Annotated in this window: 12 protein-coding genes; 6 read left to right on the plus strand and 6 right to left on the minus strand. The window is 39.9% G+C overall.

The window, feature by feature from the left end:
* Positions 1 to 64 precede the first annotated feature (64 nt).
* Together HNP38_RS07780 and HNP38_RS07785 are read left to right on the plus strand one after the other, a co-directional pair.
* Positions 65 to 718 (plus strand): ComF family protein, encoded by a 654-nt coding sequence (locus HNP38_RS07780; protein WP_184187084.1) that lies wholly within the window; start codon positions 65 to 67, stop codon positions 716 to 718.
* Positions 719 to 827: 109 nt separating this feature from the next.
* On the plus strand, positions 828 to 1529 hold the full coding sequence (locus HNP38_RS07785) for an alpha/beta fold hydrolase (protein ID WP_184187087.1): 702 nt from the start codon (positions 828 to 830) through the stop codon (positions 1527 to 1529).
* On the opposite strand, the gene upp is transcribed toward HNP38_RS07785, so the two are convergent.
* The 5 genes from upp to katG all read right to left on the minus strand — a co-directional run bounded on the left by upp (position 1520) and on the right by katG (position 8489).
* Positions 1520 to 2170 (minus strand): uracil phosphoribosyltransferase, encoded by a 651-nt coding sequence (upp, locus tag HNP38_RS07790; RefSeq protein WP_184187091.1) that lies wholly within the window; start codon positions 2168 to 2170, stop codon positions 1520 to 1522. The two genes, HNP38_RS07785 and upp, sit on opposite strands and share 10 nt — an antisense overlap.
* 85 nt (positions 2171 to 2255) lie before the next feature.
* A complete protein-coding gene (gene der, locus HNP38_RS07795; RefSeq protein WP_184187094.1) occupies positions 2256 to 3566 on the minus strand; it encodes a ribosome biogenesis GTPase Der in 1311 nt (436 codons plus the stop codon).
* Between the two features lie 202 nt (positions 3567 to 3768).
* Complete coding sequence (locus HNP38_RS07800) at positions 3769 to 5346, minus strand: Na+/H+ antiporter (protein ID WP_184187097.1); 1578 nt, start codon at positions 5344 to 5346, stop codon at positions 3769 to 3771.
* 86 nt (positions 5347 to 5432) lie between these two features.
* Positions 5433 to 6074 carry a hypothetical protein gene (locus HNP38_RS07805; protein ID WP_184187100.1) on the minus strand — a complete coding sequence of 214 codons (642 nt, stop codon included), beginning with the start codon at positions 6072 to 6074 and terminating at the stop codon, positions 5433 to 5435.
* A gap of 138 nt (positions 6075 to 6212) precedes the next feature.
* Positions 6213 to 8489 carry a catalase/peroxidase HPI gene (gene katG, locus HNP38_RS07810; protein ID WP_184187103.1) on the minus strand — a complete coding sequence of 759 codons (2277 nt, stop codon included), beginning with the start codon at positions 8487 to 8489 and terminating at the stop codon, positions 6213 to 6215.
* A gap of 318 nt (positions 8490 to 8807) precedes the next feature.
* Between katG and HNP38_RS07815 the strand changes: the two genes are divergently transcribed.
* Together HNP38_RS07815 and HNP38_RS07820 are read left to right on the plus strand one after the other, a co-directional pair.
* Complete coding sequence (locus tag HNP38_RS07815; RefSeq protein WP_184187106.1) at positions 8808 to 9269, plus strand: heme-binding domain-containing protein; 462 nt, start codon at positions 8808 to 8810, stop codon at positions 9267 to 9269.
* Between the two features lie 13 nt (positions 9270 to 9282).
* Positions 9283 to 9699 (plus strand): thiol-disulfide oxidoreductase DCC family protein, encoded by a 417-nt coding sequence (locus HNP38_RS07820; protein WP_184187109.1) that lies wholly within the window; start codon positions 9283 to 9285, stop codon positions 9697 to 9699.
* Between the two features lie 255 nt (positions 9700 to 9954).
* On the opposite strand, the gene HNP38_RS07825 is transcribed toward HNP38_RS07820, so the two are convergent.
* On the minus strand, positions 9955 to 11388 hold the full coding sequence (locus tag HNP38_RS07825) for an alpha-amylase (protein WP_184187112.1): 1434 nt from the start codon (positions 11386 to 11388) through the stop codon (positions 9955 to 9957).
* A 189-nt stretch (positions 11389 to 11577) separates the two neighbouring features.
* Between HNP38_RS07825 and HNP38_RS07830 the strand changes: the two genes are divergently transcribed.
* Positions 11578 to 12216: a DUF4290 domain-containing protein gene (locus tag HNP38_RS07830; RefSeq protein ID WP_184187115.1), complete on the plus strand. Its 639-nt coding sequence runs from the start codon at positions 11578 to 11580 to the stop codon at positions 12214 to 12216.
* The gene (gene murA, locus HNP38_RS07835) at positions 12217 to 13524 is read left to right on the plus strand and encodes a UDP-N-acetylglucosamine 1-carboxyvinyltransferase (RefSeq protein ID WP_184187118.1); all 1308 of its coding nucleotides are present in this window, start codon (positions 12217 to 12219) and stop codon (positions 13522 to 13524) included. It begins immediately after the preceding gene.
* Positions 13525 to 13526 lie beyond the last annotated feature (2 nt).

Below are 13526 nucleotides of genomic sequence, written 5' to 3' on the forward strand. Positions count from 1 at the left end.
TATATTTATTACCCAGATTTATATTTCCAGCTAAAAAACTATATTAGCATTATAAAACACATTAATGATCTTAGATTTATTTTTCCCGGACCGTTGCATCCACTGCAACAGGATCATCGATGCAGATATCTTGGTCTGCAATCTTTGTTTCGGCCAGATCCATTTTACCCATTTCAGCTATTCTGATGAAAATGAAATCAAAGAAAGGTGCAAACTGCTGTTTCCTGTCGAGAATGCTTATGCTTTGATGCAGTTTGAGGAAGAGAGTGTGAGTCGGAAAATCATTCATGAATTAAAATACAGAAGCAGAGAAAAGGTTGGAAAAATACTTGCAAAATGGATTATTGAACGGCTAGACTTCAATCATCAGAAGCCGGATCTACTGGTGAGCGTCCCGCTTCATCCGAAGAAACAGAAAGAGAGAGGCTATAATCAGCTGCATCTGTTCACGGAGGCTTTGTCCAAATCCTATGATATTCCTTTCAGGCATGATCTTATCAAAAGGAATCATTACTCCAAAGCTCAGGCTTTGAAAGATAAGAAACACCGCCTGAGCACTGAAAACATGTTTTCTATCACTGAAAATATTTCTGAGCAGCATATTTTACTGATCGATGATGTATTTACTACCGGAAATACAATTTCGACCATTGCGTGGGAGATTTTGAAATCAGGAAATAACAGGGTGAGCGTGCTGGTGATGGCGATGGATGTGTAGGGTTTTTAGTTTAGAGTTTAGAGTTCATAGTTATGAGTTATGAAGTTTGAGGATCATAGCTTTTTTCGTTTCAAATGTTTTTCCTAATTTTCGGGAAACTTAATTATTCATGAAAAATCTGCTTTTATTACATGGGGCATTGGGTCACAGCGACCTGTTTTCATCTTATCTGAAAGAGTTATCTCCATATTTCACCATTCATACCCCTATGTTTTCAGGGCATGGGACAACCGGGCTTCCGGATGGGGGCATCAGTATTGAGAAATATGTTCAGGAACTGGCAGAATATATTGAAGAGGAAAATTTAGAGGATGTTTATTTTTTCGGACACAGCATGGGAGGTTATGTTGCTCTCTGCTATGCTTTACAGCATCCTGAAAAGGTAAATTCTGTTATGACCCTTGGAACAAAGTTTGACTGGACGGAAGAACAGACTGCAAAGGAAAGCAAAATGCTGAATCCGGATGTTATTCTTGATAAAGTTCCGAAGTATGCGGAACAACTTGAGCTACAACATGGGGCAAAATGGAGACAATTACTTCCCGCTATTGCTGATATGATGATCTCTCTGGGTAAAAATCCGCCTTTAAACGAAAGCAGTTTTTCAGGAATTGACGTCCCGGTTCAGATCATGATCGGGGATAAAGACAATATGGTAACTCTGGATGAAAGTATCAAAGCTTACAGGAATATTCCTAATGCAAAACTGGCTGTACTTCCGGATACGAAACACACTATGGATAAAGTAAGATCAAAATTATTAACTGATCTGATGAAAGATTTCTGGAATCTTCCATATTATTATCTCTGAAGTTTTTCTCCGTAGCTTAAATCTCCGGCGTCTCCTAACCCCGGAGTGATATATCCTTTGGATGTTAACTGCTCATCAATAGCTCCTACCCAAATTTTTGCCTGCGGGTAAGCTTTTTCAATGGTTTCCACGCCTTGTTTTGAAGCTATAGCTGTGACTATATGGAGCTGAGTAGGGTTTCCGTTCGTCAAAAGATCTTTGATCGCTTCAATCAAAGAAGCCCCTGTTGCCAACATGGGATCTGCAACGATCAAAGGTCTTCCTTCAATGCTTGGACAGGTAAGATAATCCTGCTTGATGGAAAAGTAGTCATTGGCATCATGCTTTCTGTAGGCCGCCACAAAACCGCAATCTGCTTTGTCAAAATAATTCAGAATCCCCTGAAACAGTGGAACTCCTGCTCTCAGAATAGTAGTGATAACAGGCTGAACGGCTATTTCCTTGACCTGAATTTTATCTAATGGGGTCTGAATTTCAATGTCTTTCTGTTCCAGATCTTTGCTGATCTCAAAAGCGGCAATTTCCCCGATACGCTCCATATTTCTACGGAATCTCATTCTGTCATTCTGAACTTCAATATTCCTAAGTTCGTTGATCCAGGAGTTGACAAGTGAAAACTGCTGTGAAAGTTCTGTTATCATAGATATTTTGAGTGTTTTTTATTATTTTTAACTACCCCGTCTTTCAAACTTCGTTTGAAAGCCACCCCTTCAGGGAAGGGGAATTTTATTTTTGCCTGAAATATACCTCGATCGGAACTCCGGTAAACCCGAACTCTTTTCTCAGCTGGTTTTCAGTAAATCTCTTATAAGGTTCTTTTACGTACTGCGGAAGGTTACAGAAGAATACAAACTGTGGTGACGGCGTAGGGAGCTGAACACAATATTTGATCTTAATATATTTCCCTTTATTTGCAGGAGGCGGAGTGTTTTCGAAGATCGGAAGCATTACTTCATTTAATTTTGAAGTTTTGATCTTTTTCTTACGGGCTTCATAAACTTCCATTGCCGTATCTACTGCTTTCAGGATCCTCTGCTTCGTTAATGCGGAAACAAACAGTACCGGAATATCCTGAAACTGCCCGATCTTATCTTTGATTGCTTTCTCGAAATCGCGCATCGTATTGGTTTTCTTATCTTCAATAAGGTCCCATTTATTAACCAGGATCACGATCCCTTTTCTGTTTTTCTGGGCAATTCCGAAGATATTCATATCCTGGGACTCCCATCCCTGCGTAGCATCTACCATAATGATCACTACATCTGAGTTTTCGATCGCACGGACGGAACGCATTACGGAATAGAACTCTAAGTCTTCATTCACTTTGGATTTCTTACGCATCCCGGCTGTGTCTACCAAGACGAATTCATGCCCGAATTTATTGTAAAGGCTTTGAATGCTGTCTCGAGTGGTCCCTGCAATATCAGTTACGATATTTCTTTCGTCATCCAGAAGCGCATTCGTCATGGTTGATTTTCCTACATTCGGACGGCCGGCAATGGTAATCTTAGGCAGTCCTTCGAAGGGGTCTTTATAATCTGTAGTCGGGAATTCATTAACGATATCATCCAGAAGATCCCCTGTTCCTGAACCTGTAGCGGAAGAAAGTGTATAGTATTTTTCAATTCCTAACTGGTAAAATTCTGTAGCAGGAAGTTCTTCTTTTGCCGAATCTACTTTATTGATGACAATATAAACCGGTTTGTTTGATCTTCTCAAAAGCTGATAGATCTCATGGTCTGTATCGGTAAGCCCTTCTTCCACATTCATCATAAAGATAATGGAGGTAGCCTCATCCACGGCCAATTGTACTTGTTTACGGATCTCTTCTTCGAAGATATCGTCTGTACCTACATCATATCCTCCGGTATCAATCACCGTAAATTCTACTCCGTTCCAATCTGATTTTCCGTAATGACGGTCTCTGGTAACACCGGCTGTAGAGTCTACAATGGCTTCTCTTTTCTCTAATAAACGATTAAACAGGGTGGATTTTCCTACGTTGGGACGCCCAACGATCGCAACAATATTCGACATAAAAAATGTTTAATAATCCCTCGGCTATGCTCAGGACAAGTTATTAACGAGTTTCTCCAACTTTTGGAGCTCAATTTTTTGCAAAGATAGGGCTTTATTATTTAGCATTGAAAATGTTTGGTGAATTGTGAACGGGAGAAGGGTTTAAATACTATAAAAAAGACTGATACTTAATATACCAGTCTTTTTTATATTTTAAAGATCATATCATTTTTAGACGTTCTTCTTCGAGATCGATCCGGAATAATTGCTGACGTATAAATTCTTCATTGATGGAAGGGTCTTTATTGAGCTCTGAAAGATAATTGCGCTGACTATCCAGCATTTCGATAAAAATGAGTTTTGTTTTTTCATTCATCCAGTCATCATCATCTGCTTCCATTTTTTCTTCCCAATGTTTTAGCATTCTCTGTAAACCCGCATGATCATGCAATTCATTATCATATTTATTTTTTAAAAACTGATAGCTATGCTTTCGCAATCCGTCATTAAGTTTCCTCTTTACCTCTTTTTCAGGTTCTTCTGAAAATGCGTCAAATAATTTACTCCGCCCGATGATATAGGGTAAAGTAAGTCCCTGTACTACCAGGGTAAGAAGTATTACAACAAAAGTTATGAATAAAATCAGATTGCGATGAGGAAAGGCTTCACCATTTAAAGTTATCGGAATTGCCAGTGCCGCAGCTAATGATACAACACCACGCATCCCGGTCCACCCCAGAAGCAATGGCATTAAAAACCTTCTCCTGTTCGATCTTGCATGTGGTACCACACCGGGACGAAAGATCATGGTGGCTATCATGGCAGCATAGGAACTGATCATTCTTGACGCAATCAATACCCCTGTGACCAATACTCCATAGCCAATTGCCGTATTTAATGAGATCCCTTCCGAACGCAGGCCACTTACGACCTCCGGAAGCTGTAGCCCAATGATGAAAAACACAATACCATTTAAAATAAATACGAAACTCTCCCATACACTAAACCCTCTGACCCGGCTTGTACTGTTTAAAAAAAGCAGCCTCCTTGTTGACATAAACAAACCACCGGCTACTACAGCCAGCACCCCGGAGCTATGCACTTTCTCTGCAATCCAATACATAAAATAGGGTTCAATGAGGGTAAGTATTATATCCGAGGGGGCATCCGTAGGCAAACGTTTATGTGCCTGCACAAAGAGCCATCCGAGCAGCAAGCCTATTCCCGCACCACCTATTACCATCCACAAAAAACTCATGGTGGCTTCCTGCCAGATAAACTGACCTGTACCCACGGCCACCAAAGCAAACCGGAAAATAATGAGGGAAGAAGCATCGTTCAATAAACTTTCTCCTTCCAGAATAGTAGATGTAGAATTCGGGATTTTCACAAACTTTGTAATAGCACCCGTACTTACCGCATCCGGAGGTGAAACAATTCCGCCCAGCAAAAACCCTAAAGCGATCGTAAATCCTGGAACAAAGTAATTGGTAATAAAAGCAACGGAAAATGCCGTAAAAAATACCACGAGGAAGGCAAAGCTTCCGATAATACGCCACCATTTTTTCATCTCTTTAAATGAAATGGACCATGCCGCTTCAAAAAGCAACGGAGGTAAAAATATAAAAAAGATGAGATCAGGATCAATCTTTACCACCGGAAGACCGGGAATAAAGCTTATCATTAATCCTGCTATGACCAATAATATAGGATAGGCGATCCTTAATTTTGCAGCCAGCATTTCCAGCAGCAGGATCACAACTATCATGGCCAGTAAAAATGGTAAGATAGAATGCATATATTATTTTTTCTGTTTATAAAAATATCCAATGAAATGCTGTTACTTCATTGGATATAAAATTACATCAATATTTCTTTATTTTTTTATCTTCCGATAACGATCCAGCCTATACCATCACTCTGGATCTGATATCTTTGTCCTCCTGTAATTGAGGTAACGCCAGCATTGGTAACATCATCATAAATCCCGTTGCCTCCTAAAGTTGAGATAGGTTTTGATGAAATCCCGTTACTGCCTATAAGGATATAAATCCTTCCTTTGCATGTGCCTGCATCCGGAAGAACAATTTCTGTATTCCCACCATAAATCCTTACAGTATGATGGGTATTATTAAGCGTTAAAGAACCAGAATTAGGGGTATCGTAAGGAACAGTGACAGACTGGGTTGCGGAAGTACTTGTACTGATCAGCTTAACCCACTTATTCACCGAAACATCCCCATTGAAATAATAGTAGCCAGGAGAGGTTACGTCTTCCATTTGTCCTTCGGGGGCAGAATCTGCAGACGTAACATATACTAATGCGCCAGTCTGGGAATTGGTATAATTTTTTTCTTTTAGCAGATTCCCGCTAATCCTGGGAGCAATAATCCCATCAGGTTTTGAATCATCATCCGGGGATCCCACTACATCAAATGTAGCTTGTGGAGAATCGGTATTTACTCCTACCTGAGCAAAAGAGAAAGAGCCTGTTAATAATAAAACAGGAAATAATTTTCTTAACATGTGTTTGTTTGTTTTTTTAACAAAAATATATTTTATTTTAAGAAAACAAACATTTTTATGAAATATTTGATCAAAAAGTTAAAAGTTCAATAAAGAAGGCAGTCATAAATAACTGCCTTTTAATACTTTCAGATAAAATTATCTTAAATCAAATCTATCCAGATTCATCACTTTTGTCCATGCAGCAATAAAATCCCTGATCAATTTCTCATGAGCGTCAGAGCTTGCATAGACTTCAGCTATGGCTCTCAATTCCGAATTGGATCCGAATACAAGATCGGCACGTGTGGCTGTCCATTTCACTTCACCTGTTTTACGGTCAGAACCCTCATATACTTCCTTGTCATCGGATATTGCTTTCCATTGGGTATTCATATCCAGGAGGTTTACGAAGAAGTCATTGGTAAGAACTCCCGGTCTTTTGGTAAACACTCCATGTACTGAACTGTCAAAATTGGTACCCAATACTCTCAGACCTCCTATCAATACCGTTAATTCAGGTGCACTAAGGGTTAATAACTGAGCTTTATCTATTAATAGCGCTTCTGTTGATGCACTATACTTCTTTTTCAAATAGTTACGGAAACCGTCTGCAACAGGTTCCAGATATCCTACCGATTCTATATCTGTTTGCTCCTGAGTAGCATCCATACGTCCCGGTGCAAAAGGCACTTTAATTTCATACCCGGCATCTTTTGCTGATTTTTCAATACCCACGCTACCTGCCAGCACAATTAAATCTGCCAGCGATATTCTTTTATCCCCGCTTTGTGCTTCGTTAAATTCTTTTTGGATATTTTCCAGCAGACCTAACACTTTTTGCAATTGGGATGGATTATTTACTGTCCAGTCTTTTTGGGGTGCCAGCCGGATTCTGGCTCCGTTGGCTCCACCCCGCTTGTCACTTCCCCTGAATGTTGAAGCCGAAGCCCAGGCTGTTGAAACCATTTCAGATATACTTAATCCTGAGTTAAGGATTTTTGCTTTCAGAGTTTCAATATCTGCATTATCTACCAACTTATGATCCACTTCCGGAATAGGATCCTGCCAGATCAATTCTTCTTGGGGAACATCGGGTCCTAAGTAACGGGCGCGTGGCCCCATATCTCTGTGGGTAAGCTTAAACCATGCACGGGCAAAGGCATCGGCAAAGGCATCCGGGTTTTCATAAAAATGTCTTGATATTTTTTCATAAGCAGGATCTTCTTTCAAAGAAAGGTCTGTTGTCAGCATTGTCGGCCTAAGTTTTTTAGAAGGGTCGAATGCATCAGGAATAGTATTGTCTGCATTTTTGGCGATCCATTGATGTGCCCCTGCAGGACTTTTGGTAAGCTCCCATTCGTTTTCAAACAGGTTTTCAAAAAAATTATTGCTCCATTGCGTCGGTGTTTTGGTCCATGTGACTTCCAGTCCGCTGGAGATTGCATCATGTCCTTTTCCCGCACCATAATTGCTGCTCCATCCCAGTCCCTGCTGTTCTATCAAGGCTCCTTCAGGTTCTTTTCCCACATGGTCGGCCGGGCCTGCCCCGTGTGTTTTCCCAAAAGTATGCCCTCCGGCGATCAATGCAACAGTTTCTTCATCATTCATGGCCATACGCCCGAAGGTATCACGGATATCTTTTGCGGCTGCAATGGGATCCGGATTTCCATCCGGTCCTTCAGGATTTACATAAATAAGCCCCATCTGTACTGCCGCCAGAGGTTTTTCAAGGTTTCGGGAATGGATATCTCCATCTGCCTTATCATCAGACGGAAGCACTGCAGTGCTTTTCTCCACTCCTTCTGAGCCGTGCGCATAACGCAGATCTCCTCCCAGCCAGGTGGTCTCAGCTCCCCAATATATATCCATATCCGGTTCCCATACATCTGCACGCCCACCCGCAAATCCGAATGTTTTAAAGCCCATAGATTCTAAGGCTACATTTCCTGTAAGAATCAAAAGATCTGCCCAGGAGATCTTATTCCCGTACTTTTGCTTAATCGGCCACAAAAGCCTCCTGGCTTTGTCTAAATTTACATTATCCGGCCAACTGTTTAACGGGGCAAAACGCTGCTGTCCCGCTCCGGCACCTCCCCTTCCATCTCCCACACGATACGTTCCGGCACTATGCCAGGCCATACGGATAAATAAAGGACCATAATGCCCGAAATCTGCAGGCCACCAGTCCTGTGAATCTGTCATTAATGCATGAAGGTCTTTTTTCAGGCCTTCCAGATCCAGGCTCTTAAAAGCTTCAGCGTAATTAAAATCCGGATCCATAGGATCTGACAGTGATGAGTGCTGACGCAAGATATCTACCCTTAACTGATCAGGCCACCAATCCAGATTTTTGGTACCTCCACCGGCTGTGTTTTGTTTCATCGTTCCATTATGAAACGGGCATTTACTGATGTCATTCAAATCTTTTTCCATTGTTGTTTAAAATTTTTATGTTGGTTAATGTATAATTCCAAAGCTGTATGATGAACAAACTTACAACACTTATTCAATAAATACAATCTATTAATATTAATACTTAAAATAGTAAAAAACTATAACAAACCTTATTTTAATGATAGTTTGTATAGCAATGCTATTAAGTTACTAAATTCTATATCAATCTTAAGTAAACTCCGTAAAACTCATTCTATTTATAATAATTCCAGTTAAAATTTCAGCTTCTCATTATCGGATTTATTATTTCATGAAAATTTAATTACTTTTATCATTCGAAAAACATCTAGTTGCCCCATGAAAAAAGTATTAATTGTCTTTTTAGTAGCCTTCATCATCATCCAGTTTTTTCCTATTGATAAGACCAATCCTCCCGTAAACAAGGGGATGGATTTTTTAACTATAAAGAAAACTCCGCCAGAAATCGCAAAGATGATCAACGCTTCCTGCTATGACTGTCATTCCAATGAGACCAGATATCCCTGGTATGCTGATATTGCTCCGTCTTCCTGGTTTCTGCAAAACCATATTAAAGAAGGAAGAAAGCATCTTAACTTTTCTATCTTTGCAACCTACGAGCCCAAAAGACAGGCACACAAATTGCAAGAATGTATAGAGATGATAAAGAAAGACGAAATGCCTTTAGAGTCATATATCGTAGGGCATTCTGATGCTAGGCTGACTCCTGAACAAAAGCAGGAACTGATCAAATACTTTAAAAAGATAAAGGAAGACACTGAAAGAGCAATGGCATTTTAAAAAAAATTGAATCATGCAGGAAGACTGGAAAAATAAGCACATCATTTTTTTTGATGGGGAATGCGGAGTCTGTAACTTCTGGGTACAATGGGTTCTGGAGAGGGATAAGAAGGATCAGTTTTTATTTGCTTCCCTACAATCGGATTTCGGGCAAAAGTTTTTATCTGAACGGGGATTGGAAAGAAAACAGTTCAACACGTTATATTTATGGAAACCTCATCAGTATTACCTGATAAAATCCCGTGCCGTGCTGAGGATCGCTAATATTTTAGGGGGTTCCTATAAGATTCTAAGCTGGTTCGGCAAATTATTATTCCCTGCTTTAAGTGATAAGGTATATGATATGGTTTCCAGAAACAGGATGAAGATAACTGCTCAGAAATGTTTTCTTCCCGATCAGCATCAGAAGAAAAAATTTATTGAGATTTAGATTTGATTTTTGCAAACGCAAAATTATATGGACAAGACTCTTATAAATCTTCAAAATAATCTATAATGAATAAAGCCTAAGGTTTGTCTTTCCGAAGGAATCTCAAAAGCAGAAGATAATAAATATTCAGATTTCACGCTCCATTTCATTCTGCTCTGAATGACAAACTTTGTGGATAATTTAATTAATCACTTCAATAAAGTTCAGAGAAAAGAAAAAGCTGCTTCAGATTTGAAACAGCTTCTTTTATTAGAATTATTGGTTTAATGACCATACCGAATAGCTATTCGGCGGACATTGGATTTTCACCCATTTGTCTCCCTGTGTGGTAGGATACCATGACGAATGGCCTGTAAAATCTTTGATCTGCTGGCTGCTCCAGTTTGTTTCTATCCATCTTTCCTGCCAGTTTGAGGAATTATTGATATATACTACAAGTCCCGGATTTCCGTTGTATCCGTTTCTTCTAGCGACATATTCATCATTATCCGTGTAAAGAATTGATGTGGTACCTGTCGCTTTATTATTATGGATCCAGATCAGGTTATTCAGTCTTTCTTTATTTAACCATTCTTCATAATCCCTATAGAATATGGTAGGATACCCCTCATGGGTCAGGATATAGGCATAGGCAAGCATTTTGTTCCAGATGATATCTGTATCGTGATTGGATACGAATGTTACGGCTTTATAAGGATTTCGCTTCCACATCATGTCATCATTCAGGATATTCAGGTTTCCGTTATCAAAAGCTTCATCCATTTTATAATAGGCGGCAAAGTCAAAAACGGAACTATTGGCATTATTCGCCCACCATTCCAGCGTATTTACGTTAGAATCCCATAATTCTCCTACAGAAAATCCACCCACATTAGAGTTCCATGAATTGACTACCCACGGGCCAAAACCTTTAACATAGTCAAACCTCCATCCGTCGAATTTCATTACATTCTTATAATATTTTCCGACAGAGTCATCTCTTCCCCAAAGCCATCCCTGTACATAAGGATTGGCATGGCACAGATCCGGAAAGCCTCCGAAAGCTCCCTCATCGTTATTTCCATAAGAGTTCTTATAGAAATCATTATAATTCCTTGAAAATTTCCCGGAAGCGACTCCTGAAAAATTAGTCCATGTATTGGTCCCGGTATATGGATTAGCTTCGGATTGACCGCCACTGTTATGATTAATAACAATATCTGCATATACCTGCATATTTTCGGCATGCGCTTTGGTGATCAGTGCTTCCAGCTCAGTTCTTGAACCGAAACGGGTTTCAACACTTCCATTCTGGTTATAATCTCCGAAATCATAATAATCTGTAGGATCGTAACCCATGGAGTAAGCCCCATTCTGTGCTTTTGATGCCGGTGGTAACCAGATTGCCCCGATCCCGGCATTGGACCAGTCCGTCACTTTGTCTTTGACTGTATTCCACCAGGTTCCTCCTGAAGGAACATCCCAATAAAACCCCTGCATCAATACTCCGCCTCCCGGTCCGGAAACAAATTTTGAGTTTACAGATCCTCCTCCGGTACTGAAAGGCTTTCCATCATGATTGGTCACATTCACAGTCTTGCTGTGAACTTCCAGCTGTTCAGGACTCTTATCGACGATTTCATCATTCGTCTGACAGGAATTGATAAGCCCTAAAACCAGAAAGGAAAGTAAGTAATGTGTTTTTTTCATATAGAACATTTTAATTATTAAACAATTAACGAAATTACACTTTTATTAAAATAAATCAACACTAAAGTGAAATAATTTTAATATTCCGTAACAAACCCTATGAAATCGTTGTTATAAATTTTCATTAAATATTCATAATCTTTAAAGATTTTCATACAATTTTTCTTTTAATCCATATATTTGCATACTATGGAATACAATACCCAAAAAACTCAGCTTCATATGCCGGAATACGGCAGAATTATTCAACAATTGGTTGAGCGTTGCAAAGAACTTCCCTCCCAGGAGGAAAGGAACGAAATGGCAATGGCGATCATTGATTTTATGGGCCAGAGAAACCCTCAGCTTCGCGATGAGGAAAATTATAAGCATAAACTTTGGGATCATCTATTTATTTTGGCTGATCATAATCTGGATGTGGATTCTCCTTATCCGTTCCCTACCAAGGAACAGCTTGCGGAAAAACCTAAAAAAATGGAATATCCTAAGCTTCAGGGAGACTTCAAATTTTATGGAAAGAGTATTCTTCAGCTTATAGAAAAAGCCATTGAGCTTGATTCAGGTGATGAAAAAGAAGCCCTGATCGAAGTTATTGCCAATAATATGAAGAAATCATATAATGTTTATAATAAGGAACATGTTACCGATGATGTGATCTTCAGACACCTGAAAGAGCTTTCGGAAAACAGGCTGGATCTGACGGGGATAGAATCTCTGGAAAAAAGCAAAATCTATTACAATAACAATAACCGAAGCAACAAGAACAACAATAATAATAAAAATCAAAATCAGTCCAAGAAAAGGCACAACCATAAAAACAGAAAATAAATGAGTGGAACATTTCAAATAAGGGGAGGAAAAAGACTGCATGGAGAAATTACTCCACAAGGGGCAAAAAATGAAGCCCTTCAGATCTTGTGTGCTGTTTTATTAACGGACGAGGAAGTAAGAATTAAAAATATTCCCGACATCCATGATGTCAACAGACTGATAGAAATTTTAGGAGATTTCGGGGTAAATGTGACCAAAAACGGACAGGGGGATTATACCTTCAAAGCGGATAAAGTAAACTTCGACTATATAAAATCCAGCGAATTTAAAAAGGATGGCGCAAAGCTGCGTGGCTCCATCATGCTTATGGGACCTATGCTTGCCAGATATGGTGAAGCGTATATGCCGACCCCCGGAGGTGACAAGATAGGAAGAAGAAGGCTAGACACCCACTTCCAGGGCCTTGTAGAACTTGGTGCTGAATTTAATTATGATGAGGAAGAATATTTCTATTCTTTGAAAGCAACAGAACTCAGAGGCAAATTCATCCTTTTGGAGGAGGCTTCCGTAACCGGAACTGCCAATATCGTAATGGCTGCTACTTTGGCAAAAGGAAAGACAAGGATCTATAATGCCGCATGCGAACCTTACCTTCAACAGCTTTGTAAAATGTTGAACAGGATGGGTGCCAATATTTCCGGAATAGGCTCTAATCTCCTAACCATTGAAGGCGTAGATTACCTTCGCGGCACAGAGCATACCATGCTTCCGGATATGGTTGAGATCGGATCATGGATAGGTCTTGCTGCCATGACAAAGTCCGAAATTACCATTAAAAATGTAAACTGGAATCAGCTGGGCGTTATCCCGAACACTTTCAGAAAACTGGGAATCCAGCTTGAACAGAGCAACGATGATATTTATATTCCTGCTCAGGAAAATTACAGGATCCAGAAGTTTATTGACGGGTCTATCCTTACTATTTCGGATGCTCCGTGGCCGGGCTTCACTCCTGACCTGTTGTCCATTATTCTCGTAGTTGCCACACAGGCTAAAGGAAGCCTTCTGGTACATCAGAAAATGTTTGAGTCAAGATTATTCTTCGTTGATAAGCTGATCGACATGGGGGCTCAGATCATTCTTTGTGATCCTCACAGAGCAACTGTCATTGGCCTTAACCAGGAAACTCCGCTTAGGGGGACCACGATGGTTTCTCCTGATATCAGGGCCGGGAATGCGCTTCTTATTGCAGCACTGTCTGCAGAAGGGAAGTCTATCATTCACAATATTGAGCAGATCGACAGAGGGTATGAAAATATTGACGGAAGGCTGAAAGCCATCGGTGCCGATATTGAAAGAATTTAAAT

This window comes from Chryseobacterium defluvii (assembly GCF_014204415.1).
GTDB classification, from domain to species: domain Bacteria; phylum Bacteroidota; class Bacteroidia; order Flavobacteriales; family Weeksellaceae; genus Chryseobacterium; species Chryseobacterium defluvii_A.